At 54.6% G+C, this 23,423-nt stretch carries 27 protein-coding genes; 8 read left to right on the top strand and 19 right to left on the bottom strand.

Features of this window, described 5'->3' with window-relative positions; translation table 11 throughout:
• The 5 genes from gpt to BT114_RS00295 all read right to left on the bottom strand — a co-directional run bounded on the left by gpt (position 1) and on the right by BT114_RS00295 (position 3,120).
• Complete coding sequence (gene gpt, locus BT114_RS00315) at positions 1-492, bottom strand: xanthine phosphoribosyltransferase (protein WP_072324336.1); 492 nt, start codon at positions 490-492, stop codon at positions 1-3.
• Between the two features lie 67 nt (positions 493-559).
• The gene (locus BT114_RS00310) at positions 560-1,180 is read right to left on the bottom strand and encodes a riboflavin synthase subunit alpha (RefSeq protein WP_072324335.1); all 621 of its coding nucleotides are present in this window, start codon (positions 1,178-1,180) and stop codon (positions 560-562) included.
• Between the two features lie 6 nt (positions 1,181-1,186).
• Positions 1,187-1,762 carry a 2-hydroxychromene-2-carboxylate isomerase gene (locus BT114_RS00305; protein WP_072324334.1) on the bottom strand — a complete coding sequence of 192 codons (576 nt, stop codon included), beginning with the start codon at positions 1,760-1,762 and terminating at the stop codon, positions 1,187-1,189.
• Between the two features lie 24 nt (positions 1,763-1,786).
• Positions 1,787-2,275: a hypothetical protein gene (locus BT114_RS00300; RefSeq protein ID WP_072324333.1), complete on the bottom strand. Its 489-nt coding sequence runs from the start codon at positions 2,273-2,275 to the stop codon at positions 1,787-1,789.
• On the bottom strand, positions 2,272-3,120 hold the full coding sequence (locus BT114_RS00295; RefSeq protein ID WP_072324332.1) for a TatD family hydrolase: 849 nt from the start codon (positions 3,118-3,120) through the stop codon (positions 2,272-2,274). Before BT114_RS00295 ends, BT114_RS00300 begins: the two co-directional genes overlap by 4 nt.
• A gap of 125 nt (positions 3,121-3,245) precedes the next feature.
• Here BT114_RS00295 and BT114_RS00290 point away from each other — a divergent pair, with 125 nt between their 5' ends.
• Together BT114_RS00290 and BT114_RS00285 are read left to right on the top strand one after the other, a co-directional pair.
• Positions 3,246-4,190, top strand: a complete 945-nt coding sequence (locus tag BT114_RS00290) for a chemotaxis protein CheV (RefSeq protein WP_072324331.1) — start codon at positions 3,246-3,248, stop codon at positions 4,188-4,190.
• Positions 4,187-6,142, top strand: coding sequence for an ATP-binding cassette domain-containing protein (locus BT114_RS00285; RefSeq protein ID WP_072324330.1), 1,956 nt, complete (start codon positions 4,187-4,189; stop codon positions 6,140-6,142). Before BT114_RS00290 ends, BT114_RS00285 begins: the two co-directional genes overlap by 4 nt.
• A gap of 4 nt (positions 6,143-6,146) precedes the next feature.
• Here BT114_RS00285 and BT114_RS00280 read toward each other — a convergent pair whose 3' ends face one another.
• The 5 genes from BT114_RS00280 to BT114_RS00265 form a co-directional block, all read right to left on the bottom strand.
• On the bottom strand, positions 6,147-7,040 hold the full coding sequence (locus BT114_RS00280; RefSeq protein ID WP_072324329.1) for a DMT family transporter: 894 nt from the start codon (positions 7,038-7,040) through the stop codon (positions 6,147-6,149).
• A gap of 222 nt (positions 7,041-7,262) precedes the next feature.
• Positions 7,263-7,547, bottom strand: coding sequence for a PhnE/PtxC family ABC transporter permease (locus tag BT114_RS15020; RefSeq protein ID WP_245770361.1), 285 nt, complete (start codon positions 7,545-7,547; stop codon positions 7,263-7,265).
• 13 nt (positions 7,548-7,560) lie between these two features.
• Positions 7,561-7,713 carry a hypothetical protein gene (locus BT114_RS15015; protein WP_218163425.1) on the bottom strand — a complete coding sequence of 51 codons (153 nt, stop codon included), beginning with the start codon at positions 7,711-7,713 and terminating at the stop codon, positions 7,561-7,563.
• Positions 7,700-8,488 (bottom strand): phosphonate ABC transporter ATP-binding protein, encoded by a 789-nt coding sequence (gene phnC, locus BT114_RS00270; RefSeq protein ID WP_072324328.1) that lies wholly within the window; start codon positions 8,486-8,488, stop codon positions 7,700-7,702. Before phnC ends, BT114_RS15015 begins: the two co-directional genes overlap by 14 nt.
• A gap of 13 nt (positions 8,489-8,501) precedes the next feature.
• The gene (locus BT114_RS00265) at positions 8,502-9,035 is read right to left on the bottom strand and encodes a phosphate/phosphite/phosphonate ABC transporter substrate-binding protein (protein WP_177247015.1); all 534 of its coding nucleotides are present in this window, start codon (positions 9,033-9,035) and stop codon (positions 8,502-8,504) included.
• Positions 9,036-9,291: 256 nt separating this feature from the next.
• Between BT114_RS00265 and BT114_RS00260 the strand changes: the two genes are divergently transcribed.
• Positions 9,292-9,939 (top strand): DUF2459 domain-containing protein, encoded by a 648-nt coding sequence (locus BT114_RS00260; RefSeq protein ID WP_072324834.1) that lies wholly within the window; start codon positions 9,292-9,294, stop codon positions 9,937-9,939.
• Between the two features lie 20 nt (positions 9,940-9,959).
• Complete coding sequence (locus BT114_RS00255; protein WP_072324326.1) at positions 9,960-10,520, top strand: LOG family protein; 561 nt, start codon at positions 9,960-9,962, stop codon at positions 10,518-10,520.
• 7 nt (positions 10,521-10,527) lie between these two features.
• Here the strand turns inward: BT114_RS00255 and BT114_RS00250 are convergent, their stop codons facing one another.
• Together BT114_RS00250 and BT114_RS00245 are read right to left on the bottom strand one after the other, a co-directional pair.
• The gene (locus BT114_RS00250; protein ID WP_072324325.1) at positions 10,528-10,926 is read right to left on the bottom strand and encodes a NifB/NifX family molybdenum-iron cluster-binding protein; all 399 of its coding nucleotides are present in this window, start codon (positions 10,924-10,926) and stop codon (positions 10,528-10,530) included.
• 64 nt (positions 10,927-10,990) lie between these two features.
• A complete protein-coding gene (locus BT114_RS00245; protein ID WP_072324324.1) occupies positions 10,991-12,007 on the bottom strand; it encodes an adenosine deaminase in 1,017 nt (338 codons plus the stop codon).
• 184 nt (positions 12,008-12,191) lie between these two features.
• Between BT114_RS00245 and BT114_RS00240 the strand changes: the two genes are divergently transcribed.
• A complete protein-coding gene (locus BT114_RS00240; RefSeq protein ID WP_072324323.1) occupies positions 12,192-12,467 on the top strand; it encodes a hypothetical protein in 276 nt (91 codons plus the stop codon).
• 18 nt (positions 12,468-12,485) lie between these two features.
• On the opposite strand, the gene BT114_RS00235 is transcribed toward BT114_RS00240, so the two are convergent.
• The 5 genes from BT114_RS00235 to BT114_RS00215 form a co-directional block, all read right to left on the bottom strand.
• Entirely contained in the window at positions 12,486-14,180 is a 1,695-nt protein-coding gene (locus BT114_RS00235; RefSeq protein ID WP_072324322.1) for a diguanylate cyclase, read from the bottom strand.
• Positions 14,181-14,411: 231 nt separating this feature from the next.
• On the bottom strand, positions 14,412-14,864 hold the full coding sequence (locus BT114_RS00230; protein WP_072324321.1) for a PaaI family thioesterase: 453 nt from the start codon (positions 14,862-14,864) through the stop codon (positions 14,412-14,414).
• Positions 14,865-14,963: 99 nt separating this feature from the next.
• Complete coding sequence (gene norR, locus BT114_RS00225) at positions 14,964-16,487, bottom strand: nitric oxide reductase transcriptional regulator NorR (RefSeq protein ID WP_072324320.1); 1,524 nt, start codon at positions 16,485-16,487, stop codon at positions 14,964-14,966.
• An 8-nt stretch (positions 16,488-16,495) separates the two neighbouring features.
• Entirely contained in the window at positions 16,496-16,918 is a 423-nt protein-coding gene (locus BT114_RS00220; RefSeq protein ID WP_072324319.1) for a secondary thiamine-phosphate synthase enzyme YjbQ, read from the bottom strand.
• 31 nt (positions 16,919-16,949) lie between these two features.
• A complete protein-coding gene (locus BT114_RS00215; RefSeq protein ID WP_072324318.1) occupies positions 16,950-17,477 on the bottom strand; it encodes a GNAT family N-acetyltransferase in 528 nt (175 codons plus the stop codon).
• A gap of 249 nt (positions 17,478-17,726) precedes the next feature.
• Here BT114_RS00215 and BT114_RS00210 point away from each other — a divergent pair, with 249 nt between their 5' ends.
• On the top strand, positions 17,727-18,821 hold the full coding sequence (locus tag BT114_RS00210; protein ID WP_072324317.1) for a PDDEXK nuclease domain-containing protein: 1,095 nt from the start codon (positions 17,727-17,729) through the stop codon (positions 18,819-18,821).
• 50 nt (positions 18,822-18,871) lie between these two features.
• Here BT114_RS00210 and cysS read toward each other — a convergent pair whose 3' ends face one another.
• Positions 18,872-20,269, bottom strand: coding sequence for a cysteine--tRNA ligase (gene cysS / locus BT114_RS00205; RefSeq protein WP_177247032.1), 1,398 nt, complete (start codon positions 20,267-20,269; stop codon positions 18,872-18,874).
• A gap of 19 nt (positions 20,270-20,288) precedes the next feature.
• Positions 20,289-21,974, bottom strand: coding sequence for a glutamine--tRNA ligase/YqeY domain fusion protein (locus BT114_RS00200; RefSeq protein WP_072324315.1), 1,686 nt, complete (start codon positions 21,972-21,974; stop codon positions 20,289-20,291).
• A gap of 125 nt (positions 21,975-22,099) precedes the next feature.
• On the opposite strand from BT114_RS00200, the gene BT114_RS00195 reads away from it, so the two are divergent.
• Entirely contained in the window at positions 22,100-22,612 is a 513-nt protein-coding gene (locus BT114_RS00195; protein WP_072324314.1) for a peptidylprolyl isomerase, read from the top strand.
• A 7-nt stretch (positions 22,613-22,619) separates the two neighbouring features.
• Positions 22,620-23,354, top strand: a complete 735-nt coding sequence (locus BT114_RS00190) for a UDP-2,3-diacylglucosamine diphosphatase (RefSeq protein WP_072324313.1) — start codon at positions 22,620-22,622, stop codon at positions 23,352-23,354.
• Positions 23,355-23,423 lie beyond the last annotated feature (69 nt).

Genomic DNA, 23,423 nt, shown 5'->3' with positions numbered 1-23,423 from the left:
TTAACCTTTACGATGCTGGTTAATCACCGGTTCCACATAACTGACACCCATATCCCAGGGGAACTGGATCCAGGTATCCTGACTGACCTCGGTGATGAAATCATCCACCAGCTCACGTCCTTCCGGTTTGGCATAAACCGTCACAAACCAGGCTTTTGGCAAGAGTTCACGCACCACTTTGGCAGTTTTGCCGGTATCCACCAGGTCATCCACCAGCAGGTAACCTTCACCATCTCCGACCTTTTCATCCGGGGCTTTGATCAGAGTCAGATTGCGCTGATTCATGTGATCATAACTCGACACCCCCAGCGTATCGATCCAGCGAACATTCAGCTCACGCGCCAGCAAACCGGCAGGAATCAAACCTCCCCGAGTCACCGCAATGATCCCTTTAAAGTCACGCGCCACCAGGCGATGACTCAGTTCACGGGTATCACGGTGCAACTGATCCCAGGTGATGGTGAAATCCTTGCGGTAACGGTCTGCGGTCATGGGCGTGTCTCAATTCCGGATCGGATGACTCCTGAACGAATGGTCAGGCGCTGAAAAAACGCGCATCTTACCCAAAAGACTGGCGTGATGCCATGACTCTTTCAACCGTATCCACGATCACCTGAGTCTGAGGGTCAATTTCCAGGTTCACCCTGGTACCTTCCTGCATCTCGCCAAAGGTGGTGGCGCGACGGGTTTCCGGAATCAGATAAACACTGAAGCGGTTATCCTCCACCTCGCCCAGGGTCAGGCTACAGCCATTCAAGCCGATGTACCCCTTGGGAAAAATATACTTCATCCATTTGGGTGCTGCAGTGAACTCCAGTCGCAGGTTATTTTCATCCAGCTCCTGACGAGCGGTTAACTCCACCTGGTCGATGACATGACCGGACATCAGGTGGCCACCGATTTCATCAGAAAAACGTGCCGCCCGTTCAAAGTTGATCTGATCACCCTGCTGCAAACCACCCAGGTTGGTCAGACGCAAGGTCTCGATCATGGCATCAAAATACACCGCCTGATCATCCCAGCGCACCACGGTCAGGCACACACCATTGATTGCAACGCTGGCACCCACCTGCAACCCCTCACGGGTTGCCGGCGGCAAACAAATGCCCAGCGTGCTGAGATTACTCTTGCGCTCAAGGCTCGCCAGTTCAGCCACACCCTGCACTATACCGGTAAACATGACGTTTTATCCTTTTGTTGCCAGCAGATCAGCCTTCAGCAGCTGCACTCGATCTGCACCAAAATACAACTGATCCTGCCAGATCAGCGTGGGAGCACCAAAACCACCGCGCTCGATCAACTCATCGGTCAGTGCCTTCAAGGTTGCTTTAGCGGTTTCAGTCTGGCCCAGGGCAGCAATATCCGTGCCCAGCAAAGCTTCAGCCACTTCCGGGGGCGCCACATCCTGCCCCTGCCCCCAGTAAAAATCATAGAGCTTCAATGATAACGCCGGGCGCTGCTCTACTGGAGCTGCGGCCAAAGCCCGCTGCACCAGCAGCGTATTGGCTGGAAAAACATCCGGGCGGGTGTAGGCCACCTGATAAAAACGTGCCAGACGTGGCAAATCCTGCGTCAGCATGTAGTGTTTTTTAGGCAGGTTGGTCAAGGGAGCACTATTACCCAACTGCTTGAACAGCCCCCCTAAAAATATCGGTTTCCATACCACCTGAACGCCGGTTTCTGCTGCCAGACTCTCCATCTGGATGGCAGCAAGATAACTGTAAGGACTGACAACATCATAATAAAAATCGACTTGTTGCATCACACCAGACTCCCGTTATTGTTATTAAATGGCTGTTTCATCCGGCTGTTCGCCCGTCAACATCACATGCGTTTCCAGCAAGGCTCGCACCTGATCTTCCGCGCGAGTGGGGTCTAATCCCAGAAACTGCTGCGTTTCCTGGTAAGCCTGTGACCAGTCAGCAGCCTCACATAACTGCACGGCTTCTGCCAGTTCAAAGGTCACTTCCTGCCCGGCAGCTGCAAACAGCTTCAACAGCCAGCCTTCCTGTGGATGCAGCTGATCCAGGTAGTACACATCATCCTGCTGATCATACAAGAGTTCCCGCACCACCTCATCCGCCGAATAAGACTCTACAGTCAGATCAGCATCCTGCATCACCGGTCGCTCATCACCAGCCTCCAACCAGCTGTCATCTGGCTGAATCAGCGCATGCTTGATGCTGCCATCCGGCAGTGACCAGGCAATACTGACCGGGAAACTCTGCGCATCCGCAGCGGCTGCTTCAATGGCAATAAAGGTTGGCAGACTCATGGGGTTTTGATCTCCAGCAGGTCATCAGGCAAATGAAACAGCTTACAGGCATTTTGGCTGGTTTGTTGTGCCAGCTGCAGTGGCTCAACACTCCGTAATTGTGCCAGCTGCACCAGCACCCAGGGTAAAAATGCCGGCTCATTGCGGCCTTTTTTGGGTTTCGGGCGCAGGTTACGTGGCAACAACCAGGGGGCATCACTTTCAATCAATAACCGCTGCTCGGGGATTGAAGACACCAGAGGCCACAGGTGCGTGCCTCGGCGCTCATCACAAACCCAGCCGGTCAAGCCGATGTACAGATCCAGGTCCAGATAACCGAACAGGCTGGTTTTGTCACCGGTGAAACAATGCACCACTGCACCGGAAAGGTCATCACGCCAGTGACGCAGGATTTCCAGCATGCGTTGCCCGGCATCCCGCTCATGAATAAACAAAGGCTTGCCACTTTCCACAGCCAACCCAAGCTGAGCTTCAAAAGCTGTTTCCTGCTCAGTCGGGGTGGAAAAGTTGCGATTAAAATCCAGCCCGGTTTCACCCACTGCCACACACAGTGGATGCTGCAACAGCCCTCGAATATCTGCAGCCAATGACGCAGACCACTCAGAGGCATGATGAGGATGCACACCCGCAGTGGCTCTCAAAAGTGCGGGGTGGCTTTCTGCCAACTTGAGTGATGTTTCAGAAACCAAACCATTGGTGCCTGTTAACAACAAACCGGTTAAACCCGCCTGCATCGCTCGCTGCAGCACAGTATCAACATCTTCGGCAAAAGCCCGGTCGGTCAGATTAACGCCAATATCCACCAGCGGAAATAGAGGTTGCTCGTAAGGCAGGGGTACTTGCATCAGAAACCTTCATAAAAAACACGGCAAACCGGCCTGACAACTCCACAGGAAGTAGTCAGGCATCAAAATATTCTCTAGTATGTCAGAAATTTCCACCGACAGAAGAATACAACGAGGAAACGCCCATGGCCGGGGTACTGGATAGTGTCGACTCACGCACCCGTCTGGTTGGACAAAACCGTCTTGAACTGCTGATGTTCAAGCTGCATTCCAGCCAGCTGTTTGCCATCAACGTCTTCAAGGTCCAGGAAGTCCTGCGACTCCCCAAGCTGACCAGCCTGCCGGGGCACCATCCTCACGTGGTTGGTGTTGCCCACCTGCGTGGACAGGCCGTTCCTGTGATCAATCTGGCTCAGGCTGTTGGCATGCCTGCACTGGAGGCCAAGCCGGAAAGCAACCTGATTGTCACTGAATACAACTCCACCATTCAGGCTTTTCTGGTTGGCGGCGTGGATCGGATTGTCAACCTGAACTGGGAAGACATCATGCCGCCACCTCGCACCACCGGCCGCCAGCACTACCTCACAGCCATTACCCGGCTGGATGAAAAGATCATCGAGATCATTGATGTTGAAAAAGTGCTGGCTGAAATCAATCCCTACACCATCGTGCTGGACCCGGAGCAACTGGAAGAAGAGATCGTCAGTGCCGCACGTGGCATGGAAATACTGATGGTGGATGATTCACCCACCGCCATTTCTCAGGTTAAACAAACCCTGGCCCCCCTGGGTATTACCGTGCACACTGCCACCAACGGCAAAAAAGGCCTGGAACTGATGAAGCAGTGGGCTGATGCCGGTGAAAATGTGCCTGAAAAACTGCTGATGTTGATCACCGATGCCGAAATGCCCGAAATGGATGGTTATAGCCTGACCAGTGCGGTACGTGAAGATCCGCGCCTGCGCGATACCTTTGTGGTACTGCACACCTCCATGTCTGGTAACTTCAACAAGGCCATGGTGCAAAAAGTCGGCTGTGATGATTTCCTTTCCAAATTCCAGCCCAAGCTGCTGGCCACCCTGGTTGAAAACCGTGTTCGTGTAAAAGCAGGTCTTGCTGAAGCCTCATGACCCTTCTGCGTTTTGAAAATCTCCACCTGGCCTATGGCCGTACCCCCCTGCTGAATGATGCCAACCTCACCCTCGAAGAGGGTGAGCGGGTGGCTATTCTGGGCCGTAATGGCGCAGGTAAATCCTCTTTGCTGAAACTGGTGGCCGGAGAAGTCCATTCCGATGGTGGCAGCCTGTGGCGCAAACCCGGTCTGCGCATCGGTGTTTTGCCACAGGTGCTACCCGCAGCCGATGACCGTGACGTGTTTGAAGTGGTGGCACTGGGACTGGCAGAAGCCGGTCGCCTGCTGGAGGAGTTCCATCACATCACCCACCTGCCACCGGATCAGGTGGACTTGAAACGCATGGATGAACTGCAGCATCAACTGGATGCCTGCAATGGCTGGGCACTCAGTCAAAAGGTGGAGCAACTGCTGAAGCGCTTGCACCTGAATGGCGACACCAGAATGTCGGAGCTGTCGGGTGGCTGGCGTCGTCGTGTGGCCCTGGCCCAGGCGCTGGTCAGTGAGCCGGACCTGTTGCTGCTGGACGAACCCACCAACCACCTGGACATTGAAACCATTCAGTGGCTGGAAGAGCAGATCAAAAGTTTCCCCGGTGCGGTATTGCTGATCACCCACGACCGAACCTTCATGCAGAACATTGCCACTCGCATGCTGGAGCTGGATCTGGGTGAAATCACCAGCTGGGAAGGTCGTTATCTGGATTTTCTTGAATTCAAAGCCCATCAACTGGAAGTGGAAGCCCGCCACCAGGCTGCTTTTGACAAAAAACTGGCCCAGGAAGAAGTCTGGATTCGTCAGGGCATCAAGGCTCGCCGCACCCGTAATGAAGGCCGTGTTCGTGCCCTCAAGGAACTGCGCAAACAGCGTGCTGAACGTCTGCAGCGCCAGGGCAAGGCAGATATCCAGCTGGAAGCGGCAGAACGCTCCGGCAAACTGGTGGCCGAGCTGACGCATGCCAGCTACAGCTACGAGGGTGTTCCAATCATCCGCGATCTCACCACCAGCATTCAACGGGGTGACAAGATCGGTATTCTCGGCCGCAATGGTGCCGGCAAAACCACCCTGCTGAAAATGCTGCTGGGTGAACTGCAGCCGCAGGAAGGTCAGGTCAAGATCGGCACCAAACTGGAAGTGGCCTATTTCGATCAGCTGCGCGGTCAGCTCGACCCGCAGAAAACCGTGCTCGACAACCTCGCGGAAGGCCGCACCAGTGTCACCATCAATGGGCGTGACAAACACGTGATCGGTTACCTGCAGGATTTCCTGTTCACACCTGAACGTGCCCGCCAACCGGTCAGCGCCCTGTCCGGTGGTGAGCAGAACCGTCTGCTGCTGGCCAAGCTCTTTGCCAAACCGGCCAACCTGCTGGTGATGGACGAACCCACCAACGACCTGGACCTGGAAACCCTGGAGCTGCTGGAAGAACTGCTGCTGAACTACGAAGGCACCCTGCTGCTGGTCAGCCATGATCGTGCCTTCCTCGACAGCGTGGTCACCGGCATCCTGGCATTTGAAGGTGATGGCCGTGTGAAGGAATACATTGGTGGTTATGAAGACTGGATCCGTCAGGGCGGGCGTTTCCCACCCCTGCCAACACCCGGCAGCTTAAAAACAGCTGGCAAGGTGGCTGCCTCAGCACCTGCTGCGACAACCGATACGGCCCCATCGCAGCCCAAGGCATCAACAGCCTCTCAGACCCAGTCACAGCCTCAGAAACCAGCCAAAAAACTCAGCTACAAGCTGCAGCGTGAACTGGACCTGCTACCCGGTGAAATTGAACAGCTGGAACAGCAGATAGCCACTCAGGAAGGCAAGGTCAGCGACCCGACCTTTTACCAGCAGGATGCCGCCCTGGTGGCCAGCGAACTGCAACAACTGGAAGCGCTTCAGCAGCAGCTGGAGCAGAAAATGGAACGCTGGCTGGAGCTGGAAGCGGAAACCCAATAATGGATCAGCCGCCCCGCCGCAACCACTGACGCAGTGCTGGTGCCCGATTCACCAGCACTGCGGTAAAAATCAGGCTACAACCGATCAATTGAAATAAACTCATGGTTTCGCTGAACCAATAGCTGGCCAGCATTGCCGTCCATACTGGTTCCAGCGTCATGATAATGGCACTGTGACTGGGTGGTGCCAGACCCTGTGCATAGGTCTGCAGCAGAAAACGCAGACTGGTGGCCAGCAACATACTGGCCAGGAACCAGCCCCAGATAGCCGCAGGAAACTGGAAACTCCAATCCTCAAAAACCAGTGAACACAAACCAGTGATCCCACCCGTCACCAACAGCTGAATGGCCGTTAATGGCAAAGCCGGTATACGCGTGGCAGCCCGGCTGTTCTGGATAAACATCAAAGCCAGAAAACACGCCGACAATAAAAAACATAACTCGCCGAAACCCAGATGAAACTCACTGTCCAGCGATAAAAAAGCCAGCCCAGCCAACACAAAGGGCAAGGATAAATAAACCAGACGGCCTGGTTTCTCACCACCCATCAACAAATTAAGCAAGGGCACCAGAACGATGCCCAGACTGGTCAGAAAAGCCCCCACCCCCAGATGCTGGGCAAACTCCAACCCCAGAATCCAGAACACCATGGCCGCACCAAACAACACCCCGACCTGCAAGGCACTGATGAACTGGGCACGACTCAAACCACGCAAAGGCGTCAGGCATAACAAGGCCAGTACCAGCCCGGCACCTGAAAACCGCAAGGCAATAAATAACAAAGGGGCAAAACCGGCCAGCGCTTCCTTGGAAAAAATCCATCCAGCGGCGGCAATTAACGTGGTCAGCACCAGCAGCAGATCCGCCTGAAGGTGTTGTTTATCTGATATTGGAGTCATTTCAGTTGTTGCAGACAGAGATCAAGAGGCAAGAGCGCAACATCAAATCATAAAGCACAACAAAACTCACTGAATAATTCCTGGGTGCTCATACATTTAAAACAATCCTCCATTTTCTGAGGCGCAAAACAACAAGACACAAAAAAGCCGCTGCACCTTTGATCTTCGGAGAAGAAGGGCAGCGGCAAGACAGCACGCCGTGATGCAAGGGTTAATTCAGGTTTAAATAATGCACTTACGTATGGCCTTGGCCACCTGTTCCACAGCAATCACCACCACCAGAATCACCAAAATGATGCTGATGGCTTCGTTGTAACGGAACAGGTTCATCGCAGAGGTCAACTCCACGCCAATACCACCCGCACCTACCAGACCCAATACCACTGCACTGCGCACGGCTTTTTCAACACTGTACAGGCTGGTTGCCACAAAGGAAGGGAAACATTCTGGCAGAATGGCTCCCGCCACCACGGCTGTACGTGATGCGCCAGCGGCTTTTAATGCCATGCCTGGTTTGGGATTAATTTCCTCGATCCGCTCGGAAAAAAACCGTGCACAAAAAACCAATGGTATCCATCACAATGGCCAGAAACACCAGCAGCACCACCCACATAAACACCGAAGGATTCTGAAAGCGCTGCGGCTGCTGATAACGCGACTCACTGGTAGGCATAAACACCTCCCATTGCGTCAGTATCGTCAGCCAGGTCCTCACCCACATAAAGTTCGGCCAGCGCTTCCGGGCTGATGCCGGACGGCTTGCCATCCAGCACCACTCGCCCGTTTTTCAGCCCCACCAATCGATCAGCATATTCTGAAGCCAACTCCAGCTGGTGCAATACACAAACCACGGTCAGTCGATGTTCATGCACAATTTCAAACAGCAGATCCATGACCTCACGCCCGGCACGAGGGTCCAGGCTGGCCACCGGCTCATCCGCAAAGACCAGTCGGGCATCCTGCATCAACATACGGGCAATGGCGACTCGCTGCTGCTGCCCGCCAGACAGGTGATCTGTTCTGCGCTGAGCCAGATGAGCCAGCCCCACACGCTCCAGACAGTGCATGGCACGATCCCGAGTGGTCGCACTGCAGGTCAGATTCAAGCTGCGTAACAGCCCATCATTGCCCAGTCGTCCGAACAGCACGTTCTGGAACACTGACAAATTGTTCACCAGATTAAACTGCTGGAATACGCTGCCAATGCGACTACGCAGGCGACGCAACTCTCCACCTCGTGCACGTGTCAGGGAGACTTCACCCATGCGGATTTCGCCCCGACTGATGGATTCCAGTCCCAGCATGCAACGCAGCAGCGTGGATTTACCACAGCCATTGGCACCCAACAGCACCACCCCTTCACCAGAAGCAATCGACAGATCCACTGAATCCAGTACTGGTGTTCCATCTGGCCAGATTTTGCCAACGTTCTGAAGACAAACATCCATGCTTATTCCGCCTTCAGACCCAGTGCGGCATAAGCCTTGCGCACCGCACTACGTCATAACTGGCATCATTCACCGCCATCAGACGGGCACCCCGATAACGCTCACGGCCTTCCGGCTTCAGGGTTGCCTGAATCAACGCATCACCATTTTTCATCATGGCATCACGAATGTACGCCACGCAGGTCGGATCAATGTGTGGACCAGCCACCACCAGATCATCCGGCATCTGCGGTGACTGCGCCAGAATACGGTAACCGCCACCGGTACGCTTGATGAAACCATCCCAGTCACGTACACCGGTGGCAGCAGCCTGCACATCACCGGAAATCAACGCTTCAAACAAGGTGCCACCAAGATTCAGAATGCGCACATCACGATCCACATCCAATCCTGCTTCCACCAACATGTAAGCTGGAATGATATGACCGGTGGTGGAGCCGACACTTTTCATTGAAATACGCGCACCCTTCAGATCAGCCAACGTCTGATAAGGGCTGTTTTCCGGCACAATAAAAATGGAGGCATATGAAGGACGTGCCAGACTCACCAACGGCTGGGCACGCAGGAAGCAGGTGGGTTTGCGGCCATTCCAGCCGTTGAAAACAGGGTGGACAAAGCCAGCGCACCGGCAGCCAGCAGGGCTTTTTTCTTCATCTTCATCGTGCTTCACTCCAGTTTATGGGAAAGGGAAATCAAAAATCACCGAGCTTCCCTGCCCGTTTCTGGATGAATACCTTGAAGCAGCTGCATGACAGAGGTGTTTAAAAAATATGGCCATTTCATGTCGAAACAATGACCCCACCATGAAGGCAATCCTGCTGTTGCCACTGCTTTTACTGACCGCTTGCACAGCGACGCCGGAAGCAGTGAAACCACTGAAAAACACCAGTGATGCATTACCCCGCCATCCGCTGGTGATCATCAATCATGGCTGGCATACTGGCCTGGCTTTGCCTGCTGATCAGATCAAACACCACCTGCCCACGATGAGCAGCGGCTTGCCGGATGCTGGCTGGTATGAGTTCGGTTGGGGGGATGCCGGTTATTATCGTGCTGAACAGAAAAGCCTGTGGCTGGGTGCCAGGGCACTCTTCTGGCCCAGTCCAACCGTGATGCATCAGGTGGCACTGACTGACCATCCGGACCAATCGCTACCCGGTACCGAACGCCTGCATCATTGTCTGACCGATGCTGAGCTGGCATCCTTGCTGACTTTCCTGCAACAGAGTTACCAGCAGGATGCAGATGGCAGACGGCTGCACCTGGGCTCTGGGCGTTATGGGCAAAGTGATTTTCATCAGGCTAATGGGCACTATCACCTCTTCAACACCTGTAACAACTGGACGGCTCGCGGCCTGCAAAGCAGCGGCATGCGCCTGACTGCCGCCAATCGGATGACAGCTGGCAGCCTGATGCGTGTTGCCCGTCAACAGGTCAGTGACTGTCCCTGAACACAAGGATTTTCTCGACAATGAAACTGGCAGTTTTCTGTGGTTCCAGCTCCGGCCATGACCCGCTTTATACCCAGACCACTCGTGAGCTGGGACTGTTTATGGCCGCCCAGGGGGTGGATCTGGTGTATGGCGGTGGCCGCACCGGGCTGATGGGTTGCATCGCTGATGCCGTGCTGGACGGTGGCGGCAAGGTGTATGGTGTGATTCCTGAAGCCCTGAAAGAAAAAGAAGTGGCTCACACCGGACTGACTGAGCTGACCGTGGTGGCCGACATGCATCAGCGCAAAGCCCGCATGGCTGAGCTGGCTGACGCCTTTGTGGCACTGCCCGGTGGAGCTGGCACCCTGGAGGAGATTTTTGAAACCTGGACCTGGGGGCAACTGGGTTATCACCGCAAACCCTGCGCCTTTTTTAACGTCAACGGCTTTTATGATCCACTGCTGAACATGATTGATCGCATGACAGACAGCGGCTTCCTGAAACCGGAACATGCCGCGATGCTGATTCGCACCGCTGAACCTGAAGCACTGCTGCAAGGCATCCGCGATTATCAGCCACCGCGTCACAAGTGGGGATAAGCAGCCATCATTTGTCTGACGACAGCAGGTCATGCACCTTGCAGATCAGGCTGCCGATAGGGCGGGGTTTTGGCGGCGGCAGGTTGTTGCGGCAATAATCCAGCACGGCCTGCCGCGGGTCAGTTTCCGCCGTGAGCAGCGCAGTCATTCCCCGCTGTTGCATCTTGCGGATGAAGTTGTCACCGGCACTGGCCCCCAGCACCGCCACACAATCGCCCAGCGGGTGAGGGCAGTCATCCCTGAAATGGTGAAAAACCAGCGCTTTTGGCAGATGCACCCGCTCCACTTCCTGTAGCGTCGGCTCCCCGTCAACATCACTTGTCACTTCATAAACAATCCAGCGGTCACACTTGCCTAGGTGCCCGGCAAGTGTCACACCGTCACGGCTGGCAGCTGCAATGCGCATGTACCTCTCCTGATCGGCTGATGAATGAACCCTTCAGGCGAACACAAGCAAAAGCTGTACCGCATCAACCCAAGGCAAACACCCGGTTCAGTTCGTTGATGTGAGCTTCCTTTTCATCATCACTGATCCATGCCCCTTCAAAGGCATTACGGGCCAGTTGGTAAAGGTGGTCCCGAGTCACCGGCAGGTGTTGGATCAAGGCCCGGTAGTTGTCATTCACATAACCACCAAAATAGGCCGGGTCATCCGAGTTCACCGTGGCTTTCAGACCCTTTTTCAGCATGCTCAGGATCGGGTGCTGCGCCATATCCTTCACCACACAGAGTTTCAGGTTGGACAGGGGGCAGACGGTCAGTGTCAGACCGGCACCAACCAATCGCTGTACCAAGACCTCATCCTCCATGGAACGGTTACCGTGATCAATGCGATCCACCTGGAGTTGATCCAGCGCCTGATAAACATAATCCGGCGGACCTTCTTCTCCGGCATGAACAGTGATCCGGAACCCCAGTTCCTTGCAGCGTGCAAACACCCGGGCAAATTTTTCCGGTGGATGCCCCTGCTCGGAGGAATCCAGGCCAAAACCATCCAACTGATCGTAAAAAGGACGTGCCAGCTCCAGGGTTTCCAGTGCACTGTCTTCCGACAGGTGGCGCAGAAAAGACAGGATCAACCGGAAGCTGATACCCAGTTCGGCCTGTCCCTGCTCCAGCGCCCGGCGAATGCCACTGATCTGCACATCAAGAGGAATGCCACGCTCCAGGTGCGCCTGAGGATCAAAAAAGATCTCCACATGCACCACATGATCCTGATGCACCCGGTTCAGGTAGGCCCAGGTCAGGTCATAAAAATCCTGCTCCTTGAGCAACACCGACATGCCTGCATAATAAACATCCAGAAACTCCTGCAGGTTGTTGAAGGCATAAGCCGCCCGCAGCGCATCCACACTGGAATAAGCCAGCTTCACACCATTGCGCTCGGCCAGTTGGAACACCAGTTCCGGTTCCAGACTGCCTTCGATGTGCAGATGCAGCTCGGCCTTGGGCATGGCTTCGGCCAGTTGCAACAGTTCTTCGTTCATCGACTCACCTGATTGGAATACACAAAAAATCCATATTGCCTAAAAGTCGTGGAAATCTCAAAGACTGCAACAGACCAGAGGTTCGGCAATTGACTGGCATGATAAAAAAACCGCAAATGGGGTAAAAATCCAGTAAGATTAAAGCCATGCCCTTTATGCAAACCCACAGACAAGGAGCCTGTTCATGAGCAGCTCAACAGAAATGAGTAAAGCCCGCGCCCTGTCCGAACTGCGCCAGTTCCTGAAAAAACTGCTGCTGGAACCGGGCACCCTGGAAAAAACCCTGGAAATTGCCAAGCGCCATTACGGCGATCACAAGATGCTGGACAAGGTGGCTGATGACATCACCGCTGAAACCCTGGTGAAAATCCCGATGACCCCGGAAGAGCGTACCGAAGCAGACCAGTTGTTTCTGGAACTGCTGAAAGAAGTGGTGGAAGAAAGCCAGGCACTTTATTAAGGTGATCAGGAAACAGTGCTACATCTGGCCGCAACTGCACACCCGGTTGCGGCCTTCATGTTTGGCCTGGTACAAAGCCTGATCCGCTCGCTGGATCAGGTCATCCAGATTCAGATCCTGCCGTTCAATCTGCGCCACACCAAAACTGGCAGTAATCTGCACCCTTTCCCCCTCATATTCCATCAGCGTGTTTCGCAACACTTCCAGCAAGCGCCCGGCAAAGGTGACTGCCTTGTCCAGGGTGGTGTTGGGCATCAGGATGATGAACTCCTCACCACCCCAGCGAGCCGCCAGATCCTGCTCACGAATGTTCTCACGAATGCACTGACCTAAGCGCTGCAGTACCGCATCACCAAAAGCATGGCCATAGGTGTCGTTAAAATCCTTGAAGTGATCAATATCCAGCACCACCACACTGAGCGGTACTTTACGCCGCTCAGCCACACCCCAGAAGGTTTCGGCCCGTTGATACAGTGCCCGGCGATTGTTGAGCTGTGTCAGTGAGTCAGTATTGGCTGCCAGTTCGGCCTGCTGCTGGCGCTGCTGGGCACGACGAATGCGTGATGCCAATGCCAGTGCCAGCAGGGTGGCCTCCACCAGCATGCCCATTTCAGCCGCCCGAAACGTCCACTCACTGCTTGGCAGTGCACCCCAGACCGACAGGGTGGTCACCAGTGTACCCACCGCACCAAACACTACGGCAGCCAGGTAAAAACGTGCACTGACACTGCCTTGCCGCACGCGATAAAGCCCCATCAGCAACATCAGCAGGGTGAATACCAGCATGAATACAAAAGCCACCAACAGTGCCATTGGCTGATTTTGCAGCACCAGGCTGAGGGTGAAAGCCAGCAATACCAGCACCACACTGACAACTGCGGCACGATAAGCCGGACGCCAGTGGCGACGCATATCCAGAAAAGTGGTGGCAAAAAGCAGACCAGCACAACCAAAACTGATCATCAGCAGCGGCTGCGCCCAGCGTTGCCATTCCACTGACTCAGGCCAGAGCCAGGCAAAACCATGGCCGGTGTAAGAGAAATTGGCAATGGTGAATACACTCAGATAGAGCGCATAAAGCAGGTAACGCCGGTCACGAATACCAAAATAAAGTGCGGTGTTGTAGAAGATCAGTGCCAGCAGGAAACCGTAACCCAGGCCATAGGTGAATACCCGACGCAATGAAAAATCCATCAGTTCGGCATCATCCATCACCCGCAGGGGCACCAGCATCGGATCGGGTGTGGACGCATGAATCAGCACCTGAGTCAGGCCAGGGCGCAGTTCGAGTGATTTGACAAAACCCGTCTGCAACTGGCTGCGACCGGTGAAGGGATAGTTATCACCGGTGATCCAGCGACTGATCTCCACCCCGTGCCGAAAAACGTGGAAGTGCACCTCATCAATCCAGGGGGTATCCAGCAACAGATGGCGAAACTGAGTGAGTGGTGTGGTGTTGTCCAGCTCCAGCAACAGCCAGACACTGGCACCACCAATCCCAAAAGTCAGGGTTGCATCAGTGCCCGGTACAAAATCACCCTGCAACCAACGCTGATAAGCCTGTTGATAATCCAGTTGCTGCTGCGGGTCTTCAAGATAAACCACCGCCTGCCCCAACGGGCCGGTGTGCCTGTCCATCACCGAAACGGCAGCACTGGTTGTGGTGGCCACAACCAGCAACAGCAAACACAGCAGTAACCGGCAAACTGGCATCAGAAATCTTCGCCTCAAAGCAGCGGGGGCCTTGATTATAGGTAAGCCTGATGCAAGTTTTCGATATAATAATTTGTTAAGAAACCTCTGATTAATGTCACGAGCGCAGGTTAGGCAAGGCGAAATTGGCTGAAAAAGCGGAGTTTACACAGAGTAAATGAGCATTTTGAGGCCAATTTCAACACAGCATAAGCCAGCAAAGTAGTTAATCAGAGGTTTCTTAATACAAGCCTATTCCGGTTTGCGTACCACCGCCAGAGTCACCGAAGCCCGCGCCAGCAGGCGATCCTGCTGCTGATCGGCAAAAAGATCAGACTCCACCACAATCAAACCCTTGCCCGGCTTGATCACTCGCGCCACACAGTTTAATTCCTTGCCATACACCGGGCGTAACAGGCTGATTTTAAAGTCTGCGGTCAGCACCATAAATCCTGCAGGAATAAGGGTTGCACCCGCAGCACCGGCAGTATGATCCGCCAGCGAACACTGTGCGCCGGCATGCACAAAACCATCCTGCTGTTGCACTTCACGACGTATCTTCAGGCGAGTCTCACAGTGGCCCGGTGCCACCTTCACCACCTCCAGACCCAGCAACTGCATAAAGGGCGCAGCATGCATGATGCGCCCAACTTCAGTCTGGTAGTTCGGGTTGGCTGGCTCAAATGCTTGTTTTTGTTGTTTCATCGGCGCTCTCCATCTGTATGAACAGTCTGGAGTCTGGTTCATATTTCATTCAATGCCAAATAGTGTGAGCGACTCAGGAGTCAGACTCTGTGGAAGCAACTACTTGATGCCCAGCCGTCGTGCCAGTTTATGCAGGTTACTGGAGTCCAGATCCAGCAGGCGGGCCGCGGCTGACCAGCTGCCTTGTGTCTGCTCCAGCGCCTGGCGGATGGCCTGACGCTGCAAGCTTTCCACCTGATGTTTCAATGGCAGCACCTCAGCCGTTTGGCTGGGTTCATCGAGTTTCAGGTCTGGTGGTTTACTGCTTTGCAGATCCAGCTCTTCCGGCTCCAGGGTGATCCAGTCACTGTCATCCGACCGCCCCTGACGTGCCAGGGTTTTTAACGCCGCACGGCTGATCACATGCTCCAGCTCCCGCACATTACCCGGCCAGTCATACTGCAAGAGCGCCGCTTCCGCTGCAGCCGACAGGCGCAGGCAACGCACCCCCAGACGAGCACGATTCAATTCCAGAAAATGACCGGCCAGCAACAGCAGGTCTTCACGCCGCTCACGCAAGGGTGGAATCGGCACCGGATAAACAGACAGCCGGTGATACAGATCAGCCCGGAAAGAACCGTTGCGTACACCTTCCTGCAGATGGCGGTTGGTTGCTGCCACAATCCGCACATCCACCTGATGTGTGGCATCCGAACCCAGACGCTGAATTTCACCACTCTGCAGCACCCGCAACAACTTGGCCTGAATATTCAGCGGCAGCTCACCGACTTCATCAAGAAACAGCGTGCCACCCTGTGCCGCTTCAAACTTGCCGGGGCGATCCTGGGTGGCACCGGAAAAGGCACCTCTGACATGACCGAACAACTCACTTTCAGCCAGTGATTCCGGCAGGGCAGCACAGTTGATATGAATCATCGGCTGCTTGCGGCGACGCGAATGCTGATGCACAAAACGCGCAAACAATTCCTTGCCGACTCCGGTTTCACCCAGCAGCAACAAGGGCAGATCGGACTGAGCCACCACATCCAGTTCATGCAGCAACTGACTGATGGCTGAGTCACGGGTGATGATTTCCGAACCGGAAGCAGGTGTTGCCAGATGTTCTGATGGCCGTGACAGGCTGCGCAATGCCATGCGCTCCTGTTCCAGACGAGTGACACGAATGAAGGTTTCAATCAACAGGGTGTACTGCTTCAACTGATCCGCAGACTGGGGACCAAAGGTTCCGGGCACCAGTGAATCCAGCGTCAACACACCCCACTGCTGACCATCCACATACAGACTCACCCCCATGCAGTCATGCACCGGCAAGGGTTCTCCGGCCAGTGAATCCAGCAGACCGTCATAAGGATCCGGGACATTGCTGTGCGGATCAAAAATCACCGGTTCGCGGCTGCTGAGCAGGGTTGCCAGACGGGGGTGCTGTGCCACACGAAAATGCCGCCCAAGGGTTTCACGAACCAGGCCCGCCACGGCCACCGGACGCAACACCTCATCTTCTTTTTTCAGCAGGGCCACTGCACCACAGCTGAACTCCTCCCGCAAGGCTTGAATCAGCCGCTGAAAACGCACGGCAGGTGCCAGCTCAGTGGTCAGGTCAGTCAACAACAGGGAATCCATCATGGCCAGTTTTATCCTTCACCCTGCAGGGTTGCCACCAGACGGCGCGAACCGCCATGGTTGCGATGCTCACACAGATAAATGCCCTGCCAGGTTCCCAGCGCAAGCGCCCCGTGACTGATCGGCAAGGTCAGAGAAGGTCCCAGCAGACTGCTCTTGAAATGGGCGGGCAAGTCATCCGAACCTTCGTAAGTATGCTCATAGCCCTCAGTGGTTTCCGGCACCAGGCGATTAAAAAACACTTCAAAATCCCGCCTGACGGCAGGATCAGCATTTTCATTAACCGTCAGCGCTGCCGAGGTATGCTGAATGAACAGATGCAGCAATCCCACCTGCAGATCACGCAACTGAGGCAAATGCGCCAGCACCTCATCGGTGATCAGATGAAAACCGCGTTTGCGGGGTTTAAGCTGCAGCAACTGCTGATGCCACATGGGAACTCCTCAGATCCTATTCAGCGCCTTCTCAAAATTCTGCATCCTGCCGTTTCATGCGATACAGGTCTATCTGGCGCTGGTGAAACACCATCCGCTGCGGATCAAGGAAACCAGCCTTTTCCGCCACACGGCGCGAAACCGGGTGATCCGGCTCAATGATCACCACCACTGAATCCAGCTGCAGCGACTCAAAAGCCAGCGACAAGACCGCTTGCACTGCCTCGGTTGCCAATCCCTGCCCCCAGAAACCACGCGCCAGCCGATACCCCAGATTGGTTTCCAGCTGTTCAGCCACCAGCTCCGGACTGATGCCACAAAAACCCACCAATTCACCGGATGAACGCGCTTCCAGTGCCCAGGGACCAAAACCATAGGTGGTATAACAACGCAGGCACCAATCCAGGAAAGTCTGCGTCATGGCAGCATCACACACACCACGCAGGGAATGTTTCATCACCTCGGGATCGGCCAGCATGGCAGCCAGTTGCGGGTGATCCCCCTGAGTGAACTCACGAACCACCAGACGAGGAGTGATGCAGGGCAAAGTACACTTCATTATTCTTTCTTTTATGTTGGCCAGCCAGAGAAAGCGAGAGGATGGCGTTGTACGAAAAGGACATGATGTTTATTCTTTCTCACATGGTAACTGTTGTATCACAGTCTTCCAGCAATTCCAGGTGAGTTATCTGGAGCCATGTGCTTCGACTGCTGCTCCGCATGCTCCACCAGGCGGTTATGAGCAGACCAACGTTTTGCCTACTCAAGGAAGCACGACTCAAACGCTTTATCAAGCAGGATGCACAGCATGACCAACAAGGAACCCACCGCCAATCATTTGTTTACCGCAATTGCCCAAGTCATTCAGCAAGCACGCCAGCAAGTCAGGCAAGCGATCAATCAACAGATGGTGCTGGCTTACTGGGAAATTGGGCGATTAATTGTTGAGCAGGAGCAGCAGGGGCAGCAGCGTGCTGAGTATGGCAAGCAACAGCTCAAGCATTTGTCAGAGCAGCTGCAGAGTGAGTTTGGCAAAGGCTTTGATGTTGGCAACCTACGCAATATGCGTCAGTTCTACCTTACCTTTCCAAAACACTACACGCTGTGTAGTGTTTTGAGCTGGAGTCATTACCGCACTCTGATGCGTATCGAAAACCCCGCTGCCAGGCAGTGGTATGCAGATGAAGCAGCAGCACAAAACTGGAGTGTGCGGGCACTGGAGCGCCAGATTGGTGTGTTTTATTACGAGCGCCTGCTGACCAGCAAAGAAAAAGCACCGGTAGAGCAAGAGGCACGCAAAAAAGCTACTGAACTGCTGGAAAGCCCCAGAGACTATCTGCGTGATCCCTACATACTCGACTTCCTGAACCTGCAGGATAAAACCTGGCAGGAAAGTGATCTGGAGCAAGCCATCATCAGCAACCTGCAACAATTTCTGCTGGAGCTGGGAAAAGGCTTTGCTTTTGTTGAGCGCCAGCAACGTATCCGCACCGATGATGGTGACTACTTCATCGACCTGGTGTTTTACAATTTTCACCTGAAGTGTTTTTTGCTGATTGATCTGAAAATGCACAAACTCACCCATCAGGATGTGGGACAAATGGACATGTACGTGCGCATGTATGAAGAACAGAAACGTCGCCCCGACGACAACCCCACTATCGGCTTGATTCTGTGCAGCGAGCGCAACCAGACCGTTGCCAGGTATTCCGTACTCAACGAAAGCAAACAGCTCTTTGCCTCAAAATACGTTACCGAACTCCCCAGCGAGGAAGAGCTTCAAAAAGAACTGGAGCGTGAACGAGAAAAAGTACTGCGCATCCAGGAAGCACAAGCCCAGTACAAAACTGACAATCCATCCTGGCAGACATTAAATGTCGACGTAGAAAACTATTTAAAATAAAACCGGCCTCAGCCGGTTTTATTCATTCCAACACCACAAACCCAAAACCATCAGGCTCTGGTCCAGCTGGTGCCGTCCTTGGTGTCTTTCAACAGAATGCCTTGTGCTTCCAGTTCCTGGCGGATGCGGTCGGCTTCGGCGAAGTTGCGTTCCTGTTTGGCCAGCAGGCGTTTTTCAATCAGGGTTTCGATCACGTCGGGGTTGATACTGCCCTTGGCGGTATCGCCTCCTTTCAGGAAGTGTTCGGCATCCTGCTGCAGCAGTCCCAGGATGTCACCCAGGGCTTTCAGTTCAAACGCCAGCGCTGCAGCCAGAGGCTGATCACCCGCTTCCCGCGCACGATTCAGGGCACGGGTCAGATCAAACAGCACAGCCAGGGCTTCGGGGGTGTTGAAGTCATCATCCATCACGCGATGGAAGTCTTCCCGCCAGTGACCGGCCTGCTGCACAGCAGCGGCATCTTCCACCGGTGTCACACCCTGCAGGGCAGTGTAAAAACGCTCCAGCGATTTGCGTGCATCGTGCAAGGCGCTTTCTGCGTAGTTGATGGACGAGCGGTAGTGGCTGCCCAGCAGCAAGTAACGGATCACTTCCGGGTCGTGTGTTTCCAGCACATCACGGATGGTGAAGAAGTTACCGAGGGATTTGGACATTTTTTCCTGATCCACCCGCACAGCACCGGCATACATCCAGGCGTTGACGTACTTCTGGCCGGTGGCGGCTTCACTCTGGGCAATTTCATTTTCATGGTGTGGAAAGGGCAGGTCCGGCCCACCACCGTGAATGTCAAAGGTGTTGCCCAGACAACAGGTAGACATGGCCGAACATTCAATATGCCAGCCGGGGCGTCCATCACCCCAGGGCGAAGTCCAACTGGGTTCACCGGGTTTGGCGGCTTTCCACAACACAAAGTCCAGCGGGTCTTCCTTGGCATCTTCAACATCCACACGGGCACCAGCCTGAAGTTCGTCCAGCTTGCGATTGGTCAGTTGACCGTAGTTTTCAAACTTGCGCACCCGGTAATACACATCACCATTGTCGGCGGCATAGGCATAACCTTTTTTCTCCAGCTTCTGCACCAGTGCAATGATGTCTTCAATGTGCGCGGTGGCACGGGGTTCGATATCCGGGCGCAACACCCCCAGGCGAGCTTCATCTTCATGCATGGCAGCAATCATGCGCTCGGTCAGTTGCACCATGCTTTCGCCGTTTTCTTCTGCACGCCGGATGATCTTGTCATCAATATCGGTGATATTGCGCACATACACCACGTCATATCCCCGCTCACGCAGGTAACGGGTGATCATGTCAAACACCACCATCACACGGGCATGGCCGATGTGGCAGAGGTCATAAACCGTGACACCACAGACGTACATTTTCACGGTGCCGGGCTGAATCGGTTTCAGCACTTCCTTCTGACGGGTCAGGGTGTTGTAGAGGTGAATCTCGGGTAGCTGGCTCATCTCAATCCTGCTTTTGCTGAATTTTGGCCCAGGAGTCTTTCAGACCCACGGTGCGGTTGAACACCAGCTTGCTGCCAGGCTGGTGTTCACGGCGGTCGGCACAGAAGTAACCCACCCGCTCGAACTGGAACTTGTCTTCCGGCTCAGCGCTGGCCAGGCTGGGTTCACAAACCGCCTGCACCACACTGAGGGATTCCGGGTTCAGGTGCTGCAGGAAATCCACATCCTTGTCAGCGTCCGGTGCTTCCACCTGGAACAGGTTGTCATACAGGCGCACTTCGGCAGGAATGCCATGTTCGGCGCTGACCCAGTGAATCACACCCTTGACCTTGCGACCTTCCGGATTCTTGCCGAGGGTGTCCGGGTCATGGCTGCAACGCAGCTCGATGATTTCACCGCTGGCATCCTTGATCACTTCATCACAACGGATCACCCAGGCATTACGCAGGCGCACTTCCTGACCCGGTGCCAGACGGAAGTACTTCTTCGGTGGTTCTTCCATGAAGTCGTCACGGTCGATGTAGAGTTCCCGCGTGAACGGCAGGGTGCGCTCACCCAGATCTTCCCGCGCCGGGTGGCTGGGGCTGGTGAGGTTTTCCACCCGACCGGCTTCCCAGTTGGTGATCACCACCTTGATCGGGTTCAACACCACCATGGCACGACGCGCGGAATGTTCCAGATCGTTGCGCAGGGCAAAATACAACATGTTGATGTCCACCACTCCACCGGAGCGCGTCACACCAATCATGTCACAGAAATCACGCAGGGATTTCGGAGTGTAACCACGGCGACGCATGCCGGAGATGGTGGGCATGCGCGGGTCATCCCAGCCTTCAACGATGCCTTCATCCACCAGCAGTTTCAGCTTGCGCTTGGAGGTCACGGTGTAGTTCAGGTTCAGGCGGGCAAACTCGGTCTGCACCGGCTTGCAAGGCACTGGCAGGTTGTTCAGGAACCATTCGTAGAGCGGCCGGTGGTCTTCAAACTCCAGGGTACAAATGGAGTGAGTGATGCCTTCAATCGCATCCGACTGGCCGTGGGTGAAATCATAACTGGGGTAGATGCACCACTGATTGCCGGTCTGATGGTGATGGGCATGGCGGATGCGGTACAGGATCGGATCGCGCAGGTTGATGTTGGGTGCGCTCATGTCAATTTTGGCACGCAGCACCTTGGCACCATCCGGGTAAGTACCGGCGCGCATGGCTTCAAATTCAGCCAGGTTTTCTTCCACACTGCGCTCACGGAACGGGCTGTTTTTGCCCGGTTCGGTCAGGGTGCCACGGTATTCCCGCATCTGCTCGGCGTTCAGCTCACAGACATAGGCCTTGCCTTCACGGATCAGGTGCACCGCCCACTGGTAAAGCTGTTCAAAATAATCCGAGGCATAACGCACCTTGCCCGCCCACTGGAAACCCAGCCACTGCACATCTTCCTGAATGGCGTCGATGTAAGTCTGGTTTTCCTTTTCCGGGTTGGTGTCATCAAAACGCAGGTGACAGTCACCACCAAACTCCTGAGCAATACCGAAGTTCAGGCAGATGCTTTTGGCATGACCAACATGCAGAAACCCATTGGGTTCAGGGGGAAAACGGGTGACAACCTTCTGTTGCTGGCCCGCCTCGCGCTGCTGGACGATCATGTTGCGGATAAAATTGGGGGCAGCAGTAATCTCGGGCTGGCTCATGGCGCTCGCTTCTTGACGGGTTGGTGAAAAAATCGAAAGAAAGTATTATAGCGGATGGATCGCGCCGGAGACTAGGAAACCTCTGGTTAACTATTACGCACCACCCTCACTGATGGAGTTTACTGATGTCCGATACCAATCCTCAGGTTCGCCTGACCACCAACTTCGGCGAGATCGTGCTGGAGCTGAATGCCGAAAAAGCCCCGAAAACAGTGGCCAACTTCATCAGCTACGTGGAAAGCGGTCATTATGACGGCACCATTTTCCACCGCGTCATCAACAACTTCATGATTCAGGGCGGCGGTTTTGATGCTGACTTCAACCAGAAGCCGACCCAGAAGCCGATTGAAAACGAAGCCGACAACGGCCTGAAAAACGTCGCCGGCAGCATTGCCATGGCACGCACCATGGATCCGCATTCTGCCAGCGCCCAGTTTTTCATCAATGTAAAAGACAATGACTTCCTGAACCACAGCGGCAAGAACATGCAGGGCTGGGGTTATGCAGTATTCGGTCAGGTCACCGAAGGCATGGATGTGGTTGAGCAGATCAAGGCCGTTGCCACGGGCAACAAGATGGGCCATCAGGATGTACCACGTGAAAACGTGGTGATCGAAAAAGCTGAAGTGGTGCAGTGATCATCTGATGCAGCTGTTTATCTCCGATCTGCACCTGCACGAAGACCGCCCGGCTCTCAGCCGGGCGTTTTTGCATTTTCTGGCCGAGCAGGCGCCACGTGCGGAAGTGCTTTATCTGCTGGGGGATATCTTTGATATCTGGATTGGTGATGACGCCATGACGCCTTACCATCAGGAAATGGCCGCCGCGCTGAAAAAACTCAGTGAAACCGGCACACGGATTTACCTGATGCATGGCAACCGGGACTTTCTGCTGCGCCATCGATTCTGCAGACTGGCCGGTTGCGAACTCCTGCCGGATCCCTGTGTGATTCGCCCTTATGGTGAACCCATCCTGCTGATGCATGGTGATCTTTTGTGCACCCGGGATGAACAGTACCAGAAGATGCGCCGGGTGCTGCGCAACCCCATCATCAACTTTATCCTGCGCAACCTGCCCCTGAGCCAGCGCCGCAAACTGGCTGCCAAAACCCAGCAGATCAGCAAGTCTCTCAGCAGTAAAAAAGAAGCAGGCATTGTGGATGTCACCGAAGACGAAGTGATTCGTCGCATGCAGGAACATCAGGTCACCACCCTGATTCACGGTCACACTCATCGACCGGCCGTGCATGATCTGACCTTGCAAATCCAGCAACAAACCCTGCCCGGCAAACGTTATGTGCTGGGTGACTGGACGGATAGCGGTGCCTGGAAACTGGAGCTGGATGAAACCGGCTTGCGCTTGCTGCCCTTCAACTACTGATCGAACAACGACCCCAGCCCTGCAGCAACAGCTTGCACTCACCAGCTTCCCGACTAGGCTTAGATTAAA

The organism is Marinospirillum alkaliphilum DSM 21637 (assembly GCF_900119735.1).
Lineage (GTDB): Bacteria > Pseudomonadota > Gammaproteobacteria > Pseudomonadales > Halomonadaceae > Marinospirillum > Marinospirillum alkaliphilum.
This window is presented reverse-complemented; position numbering and strand designations above follow the sequence as displayed.